At 75.2% G+C, this 12,200-nt stretch carries 13 protein-coding genes; 5 read left to right on the plus strand and 8 right to left on the minus strand.

The window, feature by feature from the left end; genetic code table 11:
- Nucleotides 1–23: 23 nt before the first annotated feature.
- Nucleotides 24–458 carry a hypothetical protein gene (locus ABTX81_RS37795; RefSeq protein WP_350555145.1) on the minus strand — a complete coding sequence of 145 codons (435 nt, stop codon included), beginning with the start codon at nucleotides 456–458 and terminating at the stop codon, nucleotides 24–26.
- A 24-nt stretch (nucleotides 459–482) separates the two neighbouring features.
- Here ABTX81_RS37795 and ABTX81_RS37800 point away from each other — a divergent pair, with 24 nt between their 5' ends.
- Genes ABTX81_RS37800 through ABTX81_RS37810 form a run of 3 tightly spaced genes read left to right on the plus strand, consistent with a single transcriptional unit; the run spans nucleotide 483 to nucleotide 3,357 of the window.
- Nucleotides 483–1,232: a (Fe-S)-binding protein gene (locus ABTX81_RS37800; protein ID WP_350555147.1), complete on the plus strand. Its 750-nt coding sequence runs from the start codon at nucleotides 483–485 to the stop codon at nucleotides 1,230–1,232.
- Entirely contained in the window at nucleotides 1,229–2,686 is a 1,458-nt protein-coding gene (locus tag ABTX81_RS37805) for a lactate utilization protein B (RefSeq protein ID WP_502892948.1), read from the plus strand. The genes ABTX81_RS37800 and ABTX81_RS37805 overlap by 4 nt, the downstream gene beginning before the upstream one ends.
- Nucleotides 2,683–3,357, plus strand: a complete 675-nt coding sequence (locus ABTX81_RS37810) for a LutC/YkgG family protein (RefSeq protein WP_350555149.1) — start codon at nucleotides 2,683–2,685, stop codon at nucleotides 3,355–3,357. Before ABTX81_RS37805 ends, ABTX81_RS37810 begins: the two co-directional genes overlap by 4 nt.
- Before the next feature lie 14 nt (nucleotides 3,358–3,371).
- On the opposite strand, the gene ABTX81_RS37815 is transcribed toward ABTX81_RS37810, so the two are convergent.
- Nucleotides 3,372–3,764 (minus strand): hypothetical protein, encoded by a 393-nt coding sequence (locus ABTX81_RS37815; RefSeq protein WP_350555151.1) that lies wholly within the window; start codon nucleotides 3,762–3,764, stop codon nucleotides 3,372–3,374.
- Between the two features lie 58 nt (nucleotides 3,765–3,822).
- A complete protein-coding gene (gene ddaH, locus ABTX81_RS37820) occupies nucleotides 3,823–4,650 on the minus strand; it encodes a dimethylargininase (RefSeq protein ID WP_350555152.1) in 828 nt (275 codons plus the stop codon).
- A 219-nt stretch (nucleotides 4,651–4,869) separates the two neighbouring features.
- On the opposite strand from ddaH, the gene ABTX81_RS37825 reads away from it, so the two are divergent.
- Nucleotides 4,870–5,652, plus strand: a complete 783-nt coding sequence (locus ABTX81_RS37825) for an SGNH/GDSL hydrolase family protein (protein ID WP_350555154.1) — start codon at nucleotides 4,870–4,872, stop codon at nucleotides 5,650–5,652.
- Between the two features lie 7 nt (nucleotides 5,653–5,659).
- On the opposite strand, the gene ABTX81_RS37830 is transcribed toward ABTX81_RS37825, so the two are convergent.
- On the minus strand, nucleotides 5,660–6,061 hold the full coding sequence (locus ABTX81_RS37830) for a ribosomal maturation YjgA family protein (RefSeq protein ID WP_350555156.1): 402 nt from the start codon (nucleotides 6,059–6,061) through the stop codon (nucleotides 5,660–5,662).
- A 173-nt stretch (nucleotides 6,062–6,234) separates the two neighbouring features.
- On the opposite strand from ABTX81_RS37830, the gene ABTX81_RS37835 reads away from it, so the two are divergent.
- Nucleotides 6,235–7,671 carry a DUF2252 domain-containing protein gene (locus ABTX81_RS37835; protein WP_350555170.1) on the plus strand — a complete coding sequence of 479 codons (1,437 nt, stop codon included), beginning with the start codon at nucleotides 6,235–6,237 and terminating at the stop codon, nucleotides 7,669–7,671.
- Here ABTX81_RS37835 and ABTX81_RS37840 read toward each other — a convergent pair whose 3' ends face one another.
- From ABTX81_RS37840 to ABTX81_RS37855, 4 genes are read right to left on the minus strand one after another with little or no spacing between them, the layout of a single operon-like run.
- Complete coding sequence (locus ABTX81_RS37840) at nucleotides 7,672–8,400, minus strand: alpha/beta fold hydrolase (RefSeq protein WP_350555158.1); 729 nt, start codon at nucleotides 8,398–8,400, stop codon at nucleotides 7,672–7,674.
- Nucleotides 8,401–8,453: 53 nt separating this feature from the next.
- Nucleotides 8,454–9,959, minus strand: a complete 1,506-nt coding sequence (locus ABTX81_RS37845) for an MFS transporter (RefSeq protein WP_350555160.1) — start codon at nucleotides 9,957–9,959, stop codon at nucleotides 8,454–8,456.
- A complete protein-coding gene (locus tag ABTX81_RS37850; RefSeq protein WP_350555162.1) occupies nucleotides 9,956–10,519 on the minus strand; it encodes a helix-turn-helix domain-containing protein in 564 nt (187 codons plus the stop codon). Before ABTX81_RS37850 ends, ABTX81_RS37845 begins: the two co-directional genes overlap by 4 nt.
- A 46-nt stretch (nucleotides 10,520–10,565) precedes the next feature.
- Nucleotides 10,566–12,059, minus strand: coding sequence for a hypothetical protein (locus ABTX81_RS37855; RefSeq protein WP_350555164.1), 1,494 nt, complete (start codon nucleotides 12,057–12,059; stop codon nucleotides 10,566–10,568).
- Between the last annotated feature and the right edge of the window lie 141 nt (nucleotides 12,060–12,200).

Genomic DNA, 12,200 nt, shown 5'->3' on the forward strand with positions numbered 1-12,200 from the left:
CCGGCCGCCGTTCGTCGCCCGCCTCAGTGCGGCGGGACGAACGGCGGTTCGGCGGTGACGGTCACCAGCGGCACCCGGCCGAGCTGGGTGCAGAGGAAGGGCTTGCCCTCGGTGCCGGAGCAGGCGTTCCACAGATAGATCCACACTTCGCAGACATCCCCCGCGTCGATGTCGAAGACGACCGGGAAGAGCCGGATTCCGGGGAAGGGCCCGCCGGACATTCCGGTGAGGTCGGCGATCGGAAGGTTCACCGTTTCCCCCGTGCTCGGGGTCATGCCGACCCGGTTCCACAGGGTGATCTCGGTCTTGGCGGTCTGCACCGTGTTGCGGTACACGATCGATCCGGCGCCGCCCCGGGTCTGCAGATTCGGGTCCGCCTCGAAATCGACGATCGAGAATTCCTTCTTTCCAGCGTGCGCGCATCCGGCGGGGTTTTCCAGTAGCATCCGGCTCGACATCGGACCGAGGGCGCGGGAGGACCGTTGCGCGTCGCGTTGTTCGCCACCTGCGTCAACGACGCGCTGCTGCCGTCCACCGCGATCGCCACCGTGCGGCTGCTCGAACGCCTCGGCGTCGAGGTCGACTTCCCGCCCGCGCAGAGCTGTTGCGGTCAGCCGCAGTACAACAGCGGTTACCCGAAGGCCTGCGAACCGCTGGTCCGCCGCACCGTGCGGGCCTTCGCCGGGTACGACCACGTGGTGGCGCCCTCCGGCTCCTGCGTGGCCATGGTGCGCGACGCCCACCCCCGGATCGCCGCCCGCGCCGGCGGCGCACTCACCACCGCTGTCGCCGAGTTGACGCCCCGGGTGCGTGAACTGGCCGAGTTCCTCACCGATGTGCTGGGCGTCGAGGACGTCGGCGCCTGGTTCCCGCACAGGGTCACCTACCACCCCTCCTGCCACGGCCTGCGGCTGCTCGGCCTCGGCGACCGGCCGCTGCGGCTGCTGCGTGCCGTGCGCGGGCTGGAGCTGGTCGAGCTGCCGGGTGCCGAGGAGTGCTGCGGCTTCGGCGGCACCTTCGCCGTGAAGAACCCGGCGGTCTCGGCCGCGATGGCCGCCGACAAGACCGCCAACGCCCTGGCCACCGGCTCCGAGGTGCTGTGCGGCGGCGACAACTCCTGCCTGCTGCACCTCGACGGCACGCTGCGCCGGCAGGGCGCGCCGCTGCGGACGGTCCACCTCGCCGAGATCCTCGCCAGTACCGAGGCCGAGCCCTGGCGGGCGGCGCCGTGAGCGGGACCTTCCTCGGCATGCCCGCCTTCCCGCCGGGCGTCTCCCCGCGGGTCGCCTTCCCGGAGGCCGCCGCCGGGGCCGTGCGGGACGAGCGGCTGCGCGCCAACCTGCGGCACGCCACCCGCACCATCCGGGAGAAGCGGGCCCGCGCCGTCGCCGAACTCGCCGACTGGGCCGAGCTGCGCGCCGCCGCCAAGGCCGTCAAGGACCACACCCTGGGTCAACTCGACCGCTACCTGCTCCAGTTGGAGGAGAAGGTGACCGCCGCCGGCGGCACCGTGCACTGGGCCGCCGACGCCGCCGAGGCCAACCGGATCGTCACCGGGCTGGTCCGGGCCACCGGTGAGCGGGAGGTGGTCAAGGTCAAGTCGATGGCCACCCAGGAGATCGGGCTCAACGAGGCGCTGGCCGAGGCCGGCATCCGCGCCTACGAGACCGATCTCGCCGAGCTGATCGTCCAGTTGGGCGACGACCGGCCCTCCCATCTGCTCGTCCCGGCGATCCACCGCAACCGCGGCGAGATCCGGGAGATCTTCGCCCGCCGGATGGCCGACTGGGGCCGCCCGGCCCCCGACGGGCTCACCGACGCGCCCGGCGAACTCGCCGAGGCGGCCCGGCTGCACCTGCGGGAGAAGTTCCTGCGGGCCCGGGTCGCGGTCTCCGGCGCCAACTTCATGATCGCCGAGACCGGCACCCTGGTGGTCGTCGAGTCCGAGGGCAACGGACGGATGTGCCTGACCCTCCCGCGCACCCTGATCTCGGTGGTCGGCATCGAGAAGGTCCTGCCCAGCCGGCAGGACCTGGAGATCTTCCTGCAACTGCTGCCCCGCTCCGCCACCGCCGAGCGGATGAACCCCTACACCTCGCTGTGGACCGGCACCCACGGCGAGGGTCCGGACGGCGACGGGCCCGAGGAGTTCCACCTCGTCCTGCTCGACAACGGCCGCACCGACGCGCTCGCCGACCGGGTCGGCCGCCAGACGCTGCGCTGCATCCGCTGCTCGGCCTGCCTCAACGTCTGCCCGGTGTACGAGCGGGCCGGCGGACACGCCTACGGCTCGGTCTACCCCGGGCCGATCGGCGCCGTCCTCACCCCCCAACTGCGCGGCACCACCACCCCGTTGGACGCCTCGCTGCCGTTCGCCTCGTCGCTCTGCGGGGCCTGCTACGAGGTCTGCCCGGTCGCCATCGACATCCCCGAGGTGCTGGTCCACCTGCGCGAGCGGGTCACCGGGCAGCGCGGCCACCGGCTGGAGCGCGCCGCGATGGCCGCCGCCACCTACGTCCTCGACCGGCCGGCCCTGCTGCGGGCCGCCGAACGGGCCGCCGCCCGCACCCGCCGGCTCCACCCGCGCCGCCTGCCCGGCCCCGGCAAGGCCTGGACCGACACCCGCGAACTGCCGGCCGTCCCACCCGAACCGTTCCGCGACTGGTGGCGGAGGAATCGCTCATGAACAGCCCGCCGTCCGCCGCCGGCGGCTCGCGAGACCTGGTGCTCGCCCGGATCCGGGCCGCGCTGCGCGGCAGCGGGCCGGACCAGGCGCCCGTGCCGCGCGACTACCTGCGCGCCCACGTCCCCGCCGACGATCCCGAGGCGCTGCTCGACCTGCTGCAGCACAACCTCGCCGACTACCGCGCCCTGGTCCACCGCTGCACCCCCGACCGGCTGCCGCTGCTGCTCGCCGCCCTGTTCGAGGCCCGCGGCACCCGCACCGTGGCCGTCCCGCCCGGCCTGCCGCCCGACTGGCTCGCCGTCACCCGGGCCCGCCCGCTGCCGGACGACGGCCCGGACGGCCCGCTCACCGCCGCCCGGCTGGACACCGTCGACAGCGTGCTCACCGGCTGTGCCCTGGCCATCGCCGAGACCGGCACCCTGGTGCTGGACGCCGGCCCGGCCCAGGGCCGACGGCTGCTCACCCTCGTCCCGGACCACCACGTCTGCGTGGTGCTGGCCCCGGGCCAGGTGGTCGCCTCCGTCCCGCTCGCCCTCCCCCGCCTCGACCCGACCCGCCCGCAGACCTGGATCTCCGGCCCCTCGGCGACCAGCGACATCGAACTCGACCGCGTGGAGGGCGTGCACGGCCCCCGCACCCTGGAGGTCGTCCTGGTGACGGACGGCGGCTGACCGACGGCCGGGCGTCAGAACCCGCTCAGCGCCCGTTCCGCCTCCGCGACCGCCTCGACGGGGTCGGCCGTCTCCAGCAGCACCTCGTAGCCCGGCAGGTCGCGCCGCTCGTACAGCCGGCCCACCTCGTAACAGCCCTCCGGGAGCAGGCCGATCCACACCGGCAGCTTCTTCCCCCTGCCCGACCAGTACTCCGGACCGTCGCTGAAGCACAGCCTGGCGTGGCTGGTGAACGGATGGAACCGGGACAGCGTGCTGCGCCGTGCCTCCCGGACGAGGGGCGCCATGATGGGCGGCACCCAGGTGTCCGTGGAGGTACGGCTCCGCTCGTCCCACGCCTCGGCAACGCGCTCCAGGAACTCCCAGTCCCCCCGCTTCGGCTCGGCGTCCACCCGTTCTCCGCCCATCGGCCCTCCCCTTCGAACCCGTACACCGTTCGCACTCGGTCTGTCACTCCATAACGCCTCAGGCCGGGCGGAGTTCCAGGGTGCAGCACTTGGGGCCGCCGCCGCCCTTGAAGAGTTCGGAGAGGTCGACCGGCACCGGCTCGTAGCCGGCGTCGGCCAGGCGGGCGGCCAGGGACTTCGCCGCCTCCGGGAGCAGCACCCGGCGGCCGTCGGAGACCGCGTTCAGGCCGAACACCTCGGCGTCCTCCCGCTCGGCGAGGACGGCGTCCGGGTAGAGGCTGCGCAGCAGCGCCTGACTGTCGGGGGTGAAGGCCTCCGGGTAGTACATGACCTGGTCGTCGGAGAGCACGGCCAGCGCGGTGTCCAGGTGGTAGAAGCGCGGGTCCACCAGCTCCAGGCCGAGCACCGGCAGGCCGAACACGGCCCGCGCCTCGGCGTGCGCGGCCGGGTCGGTGCGGAAGCCCGAGCCGGCCAGCACCCGGCGGCCGACCAGCAGGTGGTCGCCCTCGCCCTCGTTGACGTGCCGGGCACGCCGCACCTCGCGGTAGCCGCCGGCCCGGAACCAGGCCTGGTGGGCCTCGGACTCGGCGGCCCGCTCGGCGTGCCGGAAGGTCGCCACCAGCACCCGGCCGTCGAGCACGGTCGCGCCGTTGGCCGTGTACACCATGTCCGGCAGGCCCGGCACCGGCTCGATCAGCTCCACGGTGTGGCCGAGTTCCCGGTACAGCGCGCACAGCCGCTCCCACTGGCGGACGGCGAGCGAGGTGTCGGTCGGCTTGGAGGGGTCCATCCAGGGGTTGATCGCGTACTCGACGGTGAAGTAGGTCGGACGGCACATGAGGTAGCGCCGCGGCCTCGCGGTGCGCTCCGGGAAACGGTGGGGCATTGCGGCGACCTCCGCCATCGGGAAGGGACTGCGCTACGGGCGTCTCGCGGCCCACAGGGCGGCTGCCCCGACCGGGCGGTTCGCACACCCGGGATCGGCGGACGAACGGCGCAGTGCCCCGGCGCACGGGGGCGCGGAACCGCACGTGGCCGATCTCACGTACCGCAACCGGTCACCTACGGTGGCGTAGGTCACTTCAGAAGGTGAACTATCTCTGTCATGCCGAACCTCCAGGAGACTCTTGACCTCGATTCGTACGTCGCCCTCGGCGACAGCTTCACCGAGGGGCTGAACGACCCCGCGGCCGACGGCGCCTTCGCCGGCTGGGCCGACCGGCTGGCGGCGCTGCTCGCCGCGGGCCGGCCGCCGGGCGGGTTCCGGTACGCCAACCTCGCGGTGCGCGGCCGGCTGCTGGACCAGATCATGGCCGAGCAGGTGCCGCAGGTCCGCCGCATCCAGCCGGACCTGGTCACCTTCTGCGCCGGCGGCAACGACATCCTGCGGCCCGGCAGCGACCCGGACGAGGTCGCCGAGCGCTTCGAGGCCGCCGTCGCCCAACTCGCCGAATCGGCGGGCACGGTGCTGATCTGCACCGGCTTCGACACCCGCGGTGTGCCGCTGTTCAAGCACCTGCGCGGCAAGATCGCCACCTACAACGGCCACATGCGGGCGGTCGCCGACCGGCACGGCTGCCAGGTGGCCGACCTGTGGTCGCTGCGGGCCGTCCAGGACCGCCGGGCGTGGAGCGAGGACCGGCTGCACCTCTCCCCCGAGGGCCACCAGCGGGTCGCCCTGCTGGCCGCCCGCTCGCTGGGCCTGCGCACCGGGCAGGACCCGGAGGCGCCGTGGCCGTCCGCGCCGGTGCTCTCGCCCGCCGAGCAGCGCCGGGAGAACCTCCAGTGGGCGCGCGAGTACCTGCTGCCCTGGGTCGGCCGCCGGATCCGCGGCGAGTCGTCCGGTGACCACGTCGAGGCCAAGCGGCCCGAGCTGATGCCGCTCTGACGGCCGGTCAGGCGTAGCGCCGCCCGGCCGCCCGCGCGCCCAGGTGGGCGAGGGCGGCCAGGACCGCGCCGACCGGGTACCAGAACAGGTCGGGCGGATTGAAGGTGGAGCCGAGCACCAGCCGGGCGAGCGTGCTGCGCCGGGCGAGGTCGTCGGGGACGCCGGTGAGCTGGCCCAGTTCGACGGCCCAGCTCAGCCCGGTGGCCCAGGCCGCGGCCGCCCACGGCCGCAGGCGCGGCGCGACCAGCACCGCCAGCGCGTACAGCAGCACGGTGTAGAGCGCGTCGCCCGCGTACTTGGCGGCCGCGCCGCCGGCCACCGCCCGCACCCCGAGCCCCGCCACCACGGTCAGCCCGGCCGCCACCGCGGCCGAGCCCCGTACCGCCCACCGCCCCCGAAGATCGTCCATCACGGCACCCTAACCCCGGAACCGTTGCCGGCCCCTTCGGCGTCCCTCCCTGCCGACAGGCCGCGCGGGCGGCCCGGTAGCCTGCTGGCCGGCCCGTACGCGGCCGGGTCCGCGCTGGTCGCGGGCGGGAACGACTCAGAACAGGGCGGGGCGCAGTGACGCAGCTGACCGAGATGGTGATCGGGTCCGGGATACCGGCGGACGCGGCGGGGACCGGGCAGGGGCCCGGGCGGCGGTTCACCGTGGAGGGCTTCGCGCCGGGCCAGGACGGCGGCGCGCGGGCGCGCGGCAAGGCCCTGCGCGCCCGCAGCCCCCGCGAGCGGCACGCCGAGTTCGCCCCGGCCGCCGACCGGCCGACCGCCGTCGAGGCGATCGAGGCCTCCAACGCGGGCCGCCTCACCGAGCTGGTGCCGATCCGGCTGGGCCGGATGGCCGCCACCCCGTTCGCGTTCCTGCGCGGCTCGGCCGGCCTGATGGCCGCCGACCTCGCCGCCACGCCGACCAGCGGCGTCGTCGCCCAGCTGTGCGGCGACGCGCACGCCGCCAACTTCGGCCTGTACGGCGACGCCCGCGGCCGGCTGGTGATGGACATCAACGACTTCGACGAGACCGTGCCCGGCCCGTGGGAGTGGGACCTCAAGCGCCTCGCGGCGAGCCTGGTGCTGGCCGGCCGGGAGGTCGGCGCGGACGAGGACACCGCCCGCCGGGCCGCCTTCGACGCGGTCGGCGCGTACCGCCGCACCATGCGCACGCTGGCGAAGCTGTCGGCGCTGGACGCCTGGAACGCCGTCGCGGACGAGCAGCTGGTCTCCTTCGCCCAGGCGCACGACCTCGCCGAGGTGCTGGAGAAGGTGGCCGCCAAGGCGCTCGGCAACACCAGCGCGCGCTTCGCCGCCAAGTCCACCGTCCGGGCGGAGGACGGCGGTTGGCGGTTCACCGCCGCGCCTCCGGTGCTCAGCGAGGTGGCGGACGACACGGCCTCGGCGGTGGCCACCGCGCTCGGCCCGTACGTGCGCACGGTGCCGGCCGAGCTGCACCCGCTGCTGTCCCGCTACCGGGTGCAGGACGTGGCGTTCCGCGTGGTGGGCACCGGAAGCGTCGGCACCCGCTCGTACGTCGTGCTGCTCACCGACCACCGCGAGCAGCCGCTGGTGCTCCAGGTGAAGGAGGCCCGGCCCTCGGTGCTGCTGCCGTACCTGGCCCGGGCCGGGTACCCGGTGACCGCGCCGGACAGCCACGAGGGCCGCCGGGTGGTGCTCGGCCAGAAGCGGATGCAGGTGGTCAGCGACACCCTGCTCGGCTGGACGACGGTGGACGGACTCCCCTACCAGGTGCGGCAGTTCCGCAACCGCAAGGGCAGCGTGGACCCGGCGGCGCTGCTGCCGGCCCAGCTCGACGACTACGCCCGGATGACCGGCTCGCTGCTCGCCCGCGCCCACGCGCACACCGCCGACCCCGGGGTGATCACCGGCTACTGCGGCAAGAACGAGGCGCTGGACGAGGCGGTGGCCGCGTTCGCGGTGGCCTACGCGGACCGCACCGAGGCCGACCACGCCGATCTGGTCGCGGCGATCCGCTCGGGCCGGCTCCCGGCCGAGCACGGCGTCTGATCAACCCGCCCGGTCGTCACGGCCGGCCGGGTCCAGGAACGGCGCCACCGCCGCGACGAACTCGGCCGGCCGGGCCAGGTGCACCAGGTGCCCGGCCTCGATGGTCACCAGCCGGCAGTCCGCGATCAGCCCGGCCAGCTCGGCCAGTCCGGCCTGCGGGACGTGGCTGGCCGCGCCGCCGGCCACCAGCAGGGTGGGCGCGGTGATCGCGGCCATCCGCTCCAGCCAGCGCGGGTCGGGCCGGTCGATCTGCTCCTTGACCGCCCGGACCGCCGCCCAGTCGAAGTCCACCGGCCCGTCGGGGGCGTCGGCCACCGGGCTCGCCGGGCGCGGGCGCGGGACGGGGACGTCCTCCAGCACCAGCCGGCCGACCCGCTCGGGCCGTTCCTGGGCGACCAGATAGGCGACCGCGCCGCCCATCGAGTGGCCGACCAGGTCGGCCATGGGCAGCCCGAGCGCGTCCAGGAAGGCGAGCACGTCGTCGCGCATCGCCTCCAGGCCGTAGTGGCCGGGGCGGGCGCTGTCGCCGTGGCCGCGCTGGTCGAGCGCCAGCACGCGGTGGTGCGGGGCGAGGGCGGGCAGCACCGGCTCCCAGTCGGCGGCCCGCTCGCCGAGCGCGTGCAGCAGGACCAGCGGCGGGCCGTCGGCCGGGCCGCTCTCCCGGTAGGCGAGGGAGAGGCCCGGCAGTTCCACCGTCCGAGGCGTCCGAGGCGTCCGATGCTCAGTCATGCCGACCACGGTAGGCCGGTCCGGCGTCCGAGGACCCGGCGTTCGCCCACCGCTCAACCGGACGCCCGGGTCCCCTCCCGGAGCGGCGCGGCCGCCCGCGCCTCCCCCGGGGCGGCCGCCCGGGCCGCCTCCTCGCGCGCCGTCGCCCGGCCCGCCAGCACCGAGGCCAGCACCGCGAGCGCGGCCACCGCCGCGCAGACGCCGCTCGACCAGGCGAACGCCGCCCGGTGCCCGCCGCCCCCGCCGGTCGCCCGCAGATAGACGCCGGAGAGCGCCGAGACGCCGACCGCCGCCGCGATCCGCTGCGCCATCTGCAGGATCGCCCCGCTCACCCCGGCCGCCTCGGCGGGCGCGTGCCGCAGCACGAAGGCCTGGTTGGGCGCGCCCATCAGCCCGATCGAGGCGCCGCCCAGCAGCTGCAGCAGCGCCAGCAGCCAGGGCAGCGAGCCGGCCGGCGCCCAGAGCGCGGCCAGCCCGCCGGTCAGCATGGTCAGCGCCGAGCACGTCATGCCCGCGGTGACGGTCCGCCGGCCGAAGCGCTGCACCACCCGCCAGGCCACCGCCGAGGCGAAGCCCATCGCGACCGCCGAGGGCAGCGCCACCAGCGCCGCGCCGAGCGGCGACAGGCCGAGCCCGTCCTGCAGGAACATGGTCAGCACCAGCCCGGCGGCCAGCGAGGAGCCGAACTGGGCCATCGCCACCGCCGTCCCCAGCGCGTACGGCGCCGAGCGGGTCAGCGCCGGGTGGATCAGCGGATGGCCGCCGGCCCGGGCGACGCGGCGCTGCCACCAGGCCAGCGCGGCGAGCAGCAGGACCGCGGCGCCGACGAAGCCGATCCGGCCCGCCCAGCCGGGCGGCTGGACGAACGGCAGCATCAGCACCAGGGTGAGCGCGCCGACCAGCAGCAGCCCGACCAGGTCGAGGTCGGCGCCGCGGGTGGCGGGGCGCGGGCGGGGCAGGTGGCGGGCCGCCAGCCAGACGGTGGCCAGCCCGAACGGGACGTTCAGCAGGAAGGTCAGCCGCCAGCCGTGCTCCGGCCCGACGGCGGCGAGCACCGCCCCGCCGACCGGCGGGCCGAGCGCGAAGGCGAGGCCGCCGGTGACCGCGTACATCCCGAGCGCCCGGGCCCGCAGCTGGCCCCGGAAGACGTCCTGGAGGGTGCCGATCATCTGGGAGTTGACCAGTCCGGCGCCCGCGCCCTGGAGCAGCCGGGAGGCGACCAGCACCCACGGCTCGGTGGCGGTCGCGGAGAGCAGGCTGACCACGGTGAAGACGGCGAGGCCGCCGACGAAGAACCACTTGCGGCCCCGGACGTCGCCGAGCCGCCCGCCGGGGATCAGGGCCAGGCCGAAGGCGAGCGAGTAGCCGGCCACGATCCACTGCAGGTGCGCGGGCTGGGCGTGCAGCGACTCGCGCAGCGCGGGGATCGAGGTGTTGAGCACCGACTGGTCGAGGAGGGTGGTGAAGCCGCCGGCGACGCAGACCAGCAGCACCCGCCGCCCGGCCGCGTCGAACCTCTCCTTGCCGGGCGGCGCCGGTATCGCGCCGGTCGCGCTCACGGCTCGACCACCACCAGCGCGTACCGGGCCGCGTCCGGGCCGGGGCAGCGGAAGCGGGTGGTCCCGGGGACGAACCGCAGGCAGTCGCCGGCCTCCAGCAGTTCCTCGGCGCCGTCGACGGTCAGCGCCAACCGGCCCTCCAGCAGCCAGAGGTGGTGCTCCCGGCCGGTGTCGCAGGGCTTGTCGTAGGCGATGTCACCGCCGGCCGGCAGCCGGCCCTCGACCACCTCGGCGCGCAGCGACCCGTGCGGCGGCGAGACGGAGCGCCGGACGAACCCGGTCGCCTCGTCCCGCCAGACCCGCTGGTCCGCCGCCCGCACCAGCCGAGCGGGCGCCGCCTCCACCTCGGCGAGCAGCCGGGACATGCTCCGCCCGTACACGGCGCAGAGCCGCCCGAGCAGCGCCGCCGTCGGGCTCACCTCCGCCCGCTCGACCCGCGACAGCGTCGAGCGGCTGACGTCGGCCCGTCGGGCCAGCTCCTCCAGCGTCCATCCGCGCGCGACCCGCAACTCCGCGAGCCGCTCCGCCAACCGTTCGTCGGCGGCCGTTTCGATTCCCATATCCGTGATGCTATCCCGGATACGGGACGCCCCAGGAGAACGGGTCTCAGAGCAGCTCGCCCAGCCGTCCGCGCAGCTTCGCGAGCTCCGGCCGCTGCCGCCCGTCGGCCTTCACCAGGTACGGCGTCATACCGTCCAGGAGTCCGGTCAGGCCGGTGACCAGCGGACTCGGCACCGGCACCCGGCCGTTGAGGGCGTGCAGCAGGTCGACATCCTTCGTGAACGACCCGGCGAGGTCGCCCAGCACCTTGCGGTCCACCTCCTCCGGCATCGCGGCCACCTCGGGAACCGACACCCGCAGGCCTTCCCACCGGGTCCGCACGTCCTCCAGGACGGCCGCCTGCAACTCGATGGCCAGCGTGGCCCACTGGTCGGCGGTCGGCTGGACGGCCGGGACCGCCGCGAACCCGGTCCGCAGCGCGGCGACGGCCTCCCGTTCCTCCGGCCGGTCCTCGTTCACCAGCGTGTGGACGAGTTCCCGCGCCTGCGCGCCGAACCGCCGCGCCGCCGACGTGGTGCCCGTGGCCGCGATCAGGGCGTCCAGCACCAGGTCGGCCAGCTCCAGCGGCCCGCGGTTCACCACGGTGCGCGGGAGCCGCAGCGCGCCGGTGGCCGGGTCGTAGTCGATCCGGTCACCGTGCTCGACCGGGAGCGGGTCGATCCGGTCCACGGCGTTCTTCAACTCGCCCAGGTAGGTGAACAGTTCGTCCACCACCGCCTGGTCGCCGGCGCTCAGCCCGGCGACACCGGCACGCAGGCTCCGCCCGGCGATGAACCCCCTGGCCGCCAGCCCGCACTCCACGCCGAGCAGCCGGGCGTGCTGCTTCCAGACGGACCACTCGGGAGTGTTCCACTTGGCTTCGCCGAAGGTGAGCCGGGCGAACCCCGTGCAGTCGTTGGCGCGCACCCAGGCCCGGTTGACCAGGATGTCCAGCCAGGCCAGCGCCGCGCCGAGGGTGGTGGTCCGCGCCCGCTTCACCAGCCGGCCGCGCTGCGCCGCCACCCGGCCGAGCACCTGGTACCGGCCCCAGGTCTTCTCGTCGCGCTCGACGAGCAGCGCGGCGGCCTCCGCGTAGGTGTCGGCGTTGTCCTGGGCGAGCACGGCGGGCAGGTGGCCCCACGCCCAGCCGGTCCGGTACGCGTAGTCCTTGACCGGGTGCGTCAGGCCCTCCGGCAGGCTGTGGGACAGCTCGTGCACCAGGGTGAGCGCCCGGGTGGTGAGCGCGCGGGTGCCCGGGCCGACCATGGCCGGGCGCAGCTGGATCTCCAGCACCGAGGGCACCGGTCCGCTGCTGATGACCGTGCTCGCCCCCATCGTCTCGGGCAGGTCCTCCCGCACCACGAACCGCACTTCGCGCATCCGGCGGGCCAGGAGCGCGAAGCGCCGGTGGAAGACCGTGTAGTCCGGGGCCGGGCCGGGGCCGCTCAGGACGGTGGTCCCGGCCAGCTCCGCGGCGGTGCCGAGGGCGACGATGCGCTCGACCCGGACAGTCAGCGCCTCCAGCACCTTCTGCTCGGCGGCGGTCAGGGCTCTGCTCACGTGTTCCTCCGCGTCCCTCGGCGCGAACCGGCCTTCCCGAGGGGCGGGTTCGCGCGGCGATGTCCGGACGGCATGCTCCCGGGCGGCGATGGACAACGAATAAACACGGCCCTCCGGGCGCCCGGCGCCGGCGAGCAGGGC

Origin of the sequence: Kitasatospora sp. NPDC097605 (assembly GCF_040302725.1) — a bacterium.
In the GTDB taxonomy this organism is placed as follows: Bacteria; Actinomycetota; Actinomycetes; order Streptomycetales; family Streptomycetaceae; genus Kitasatospora.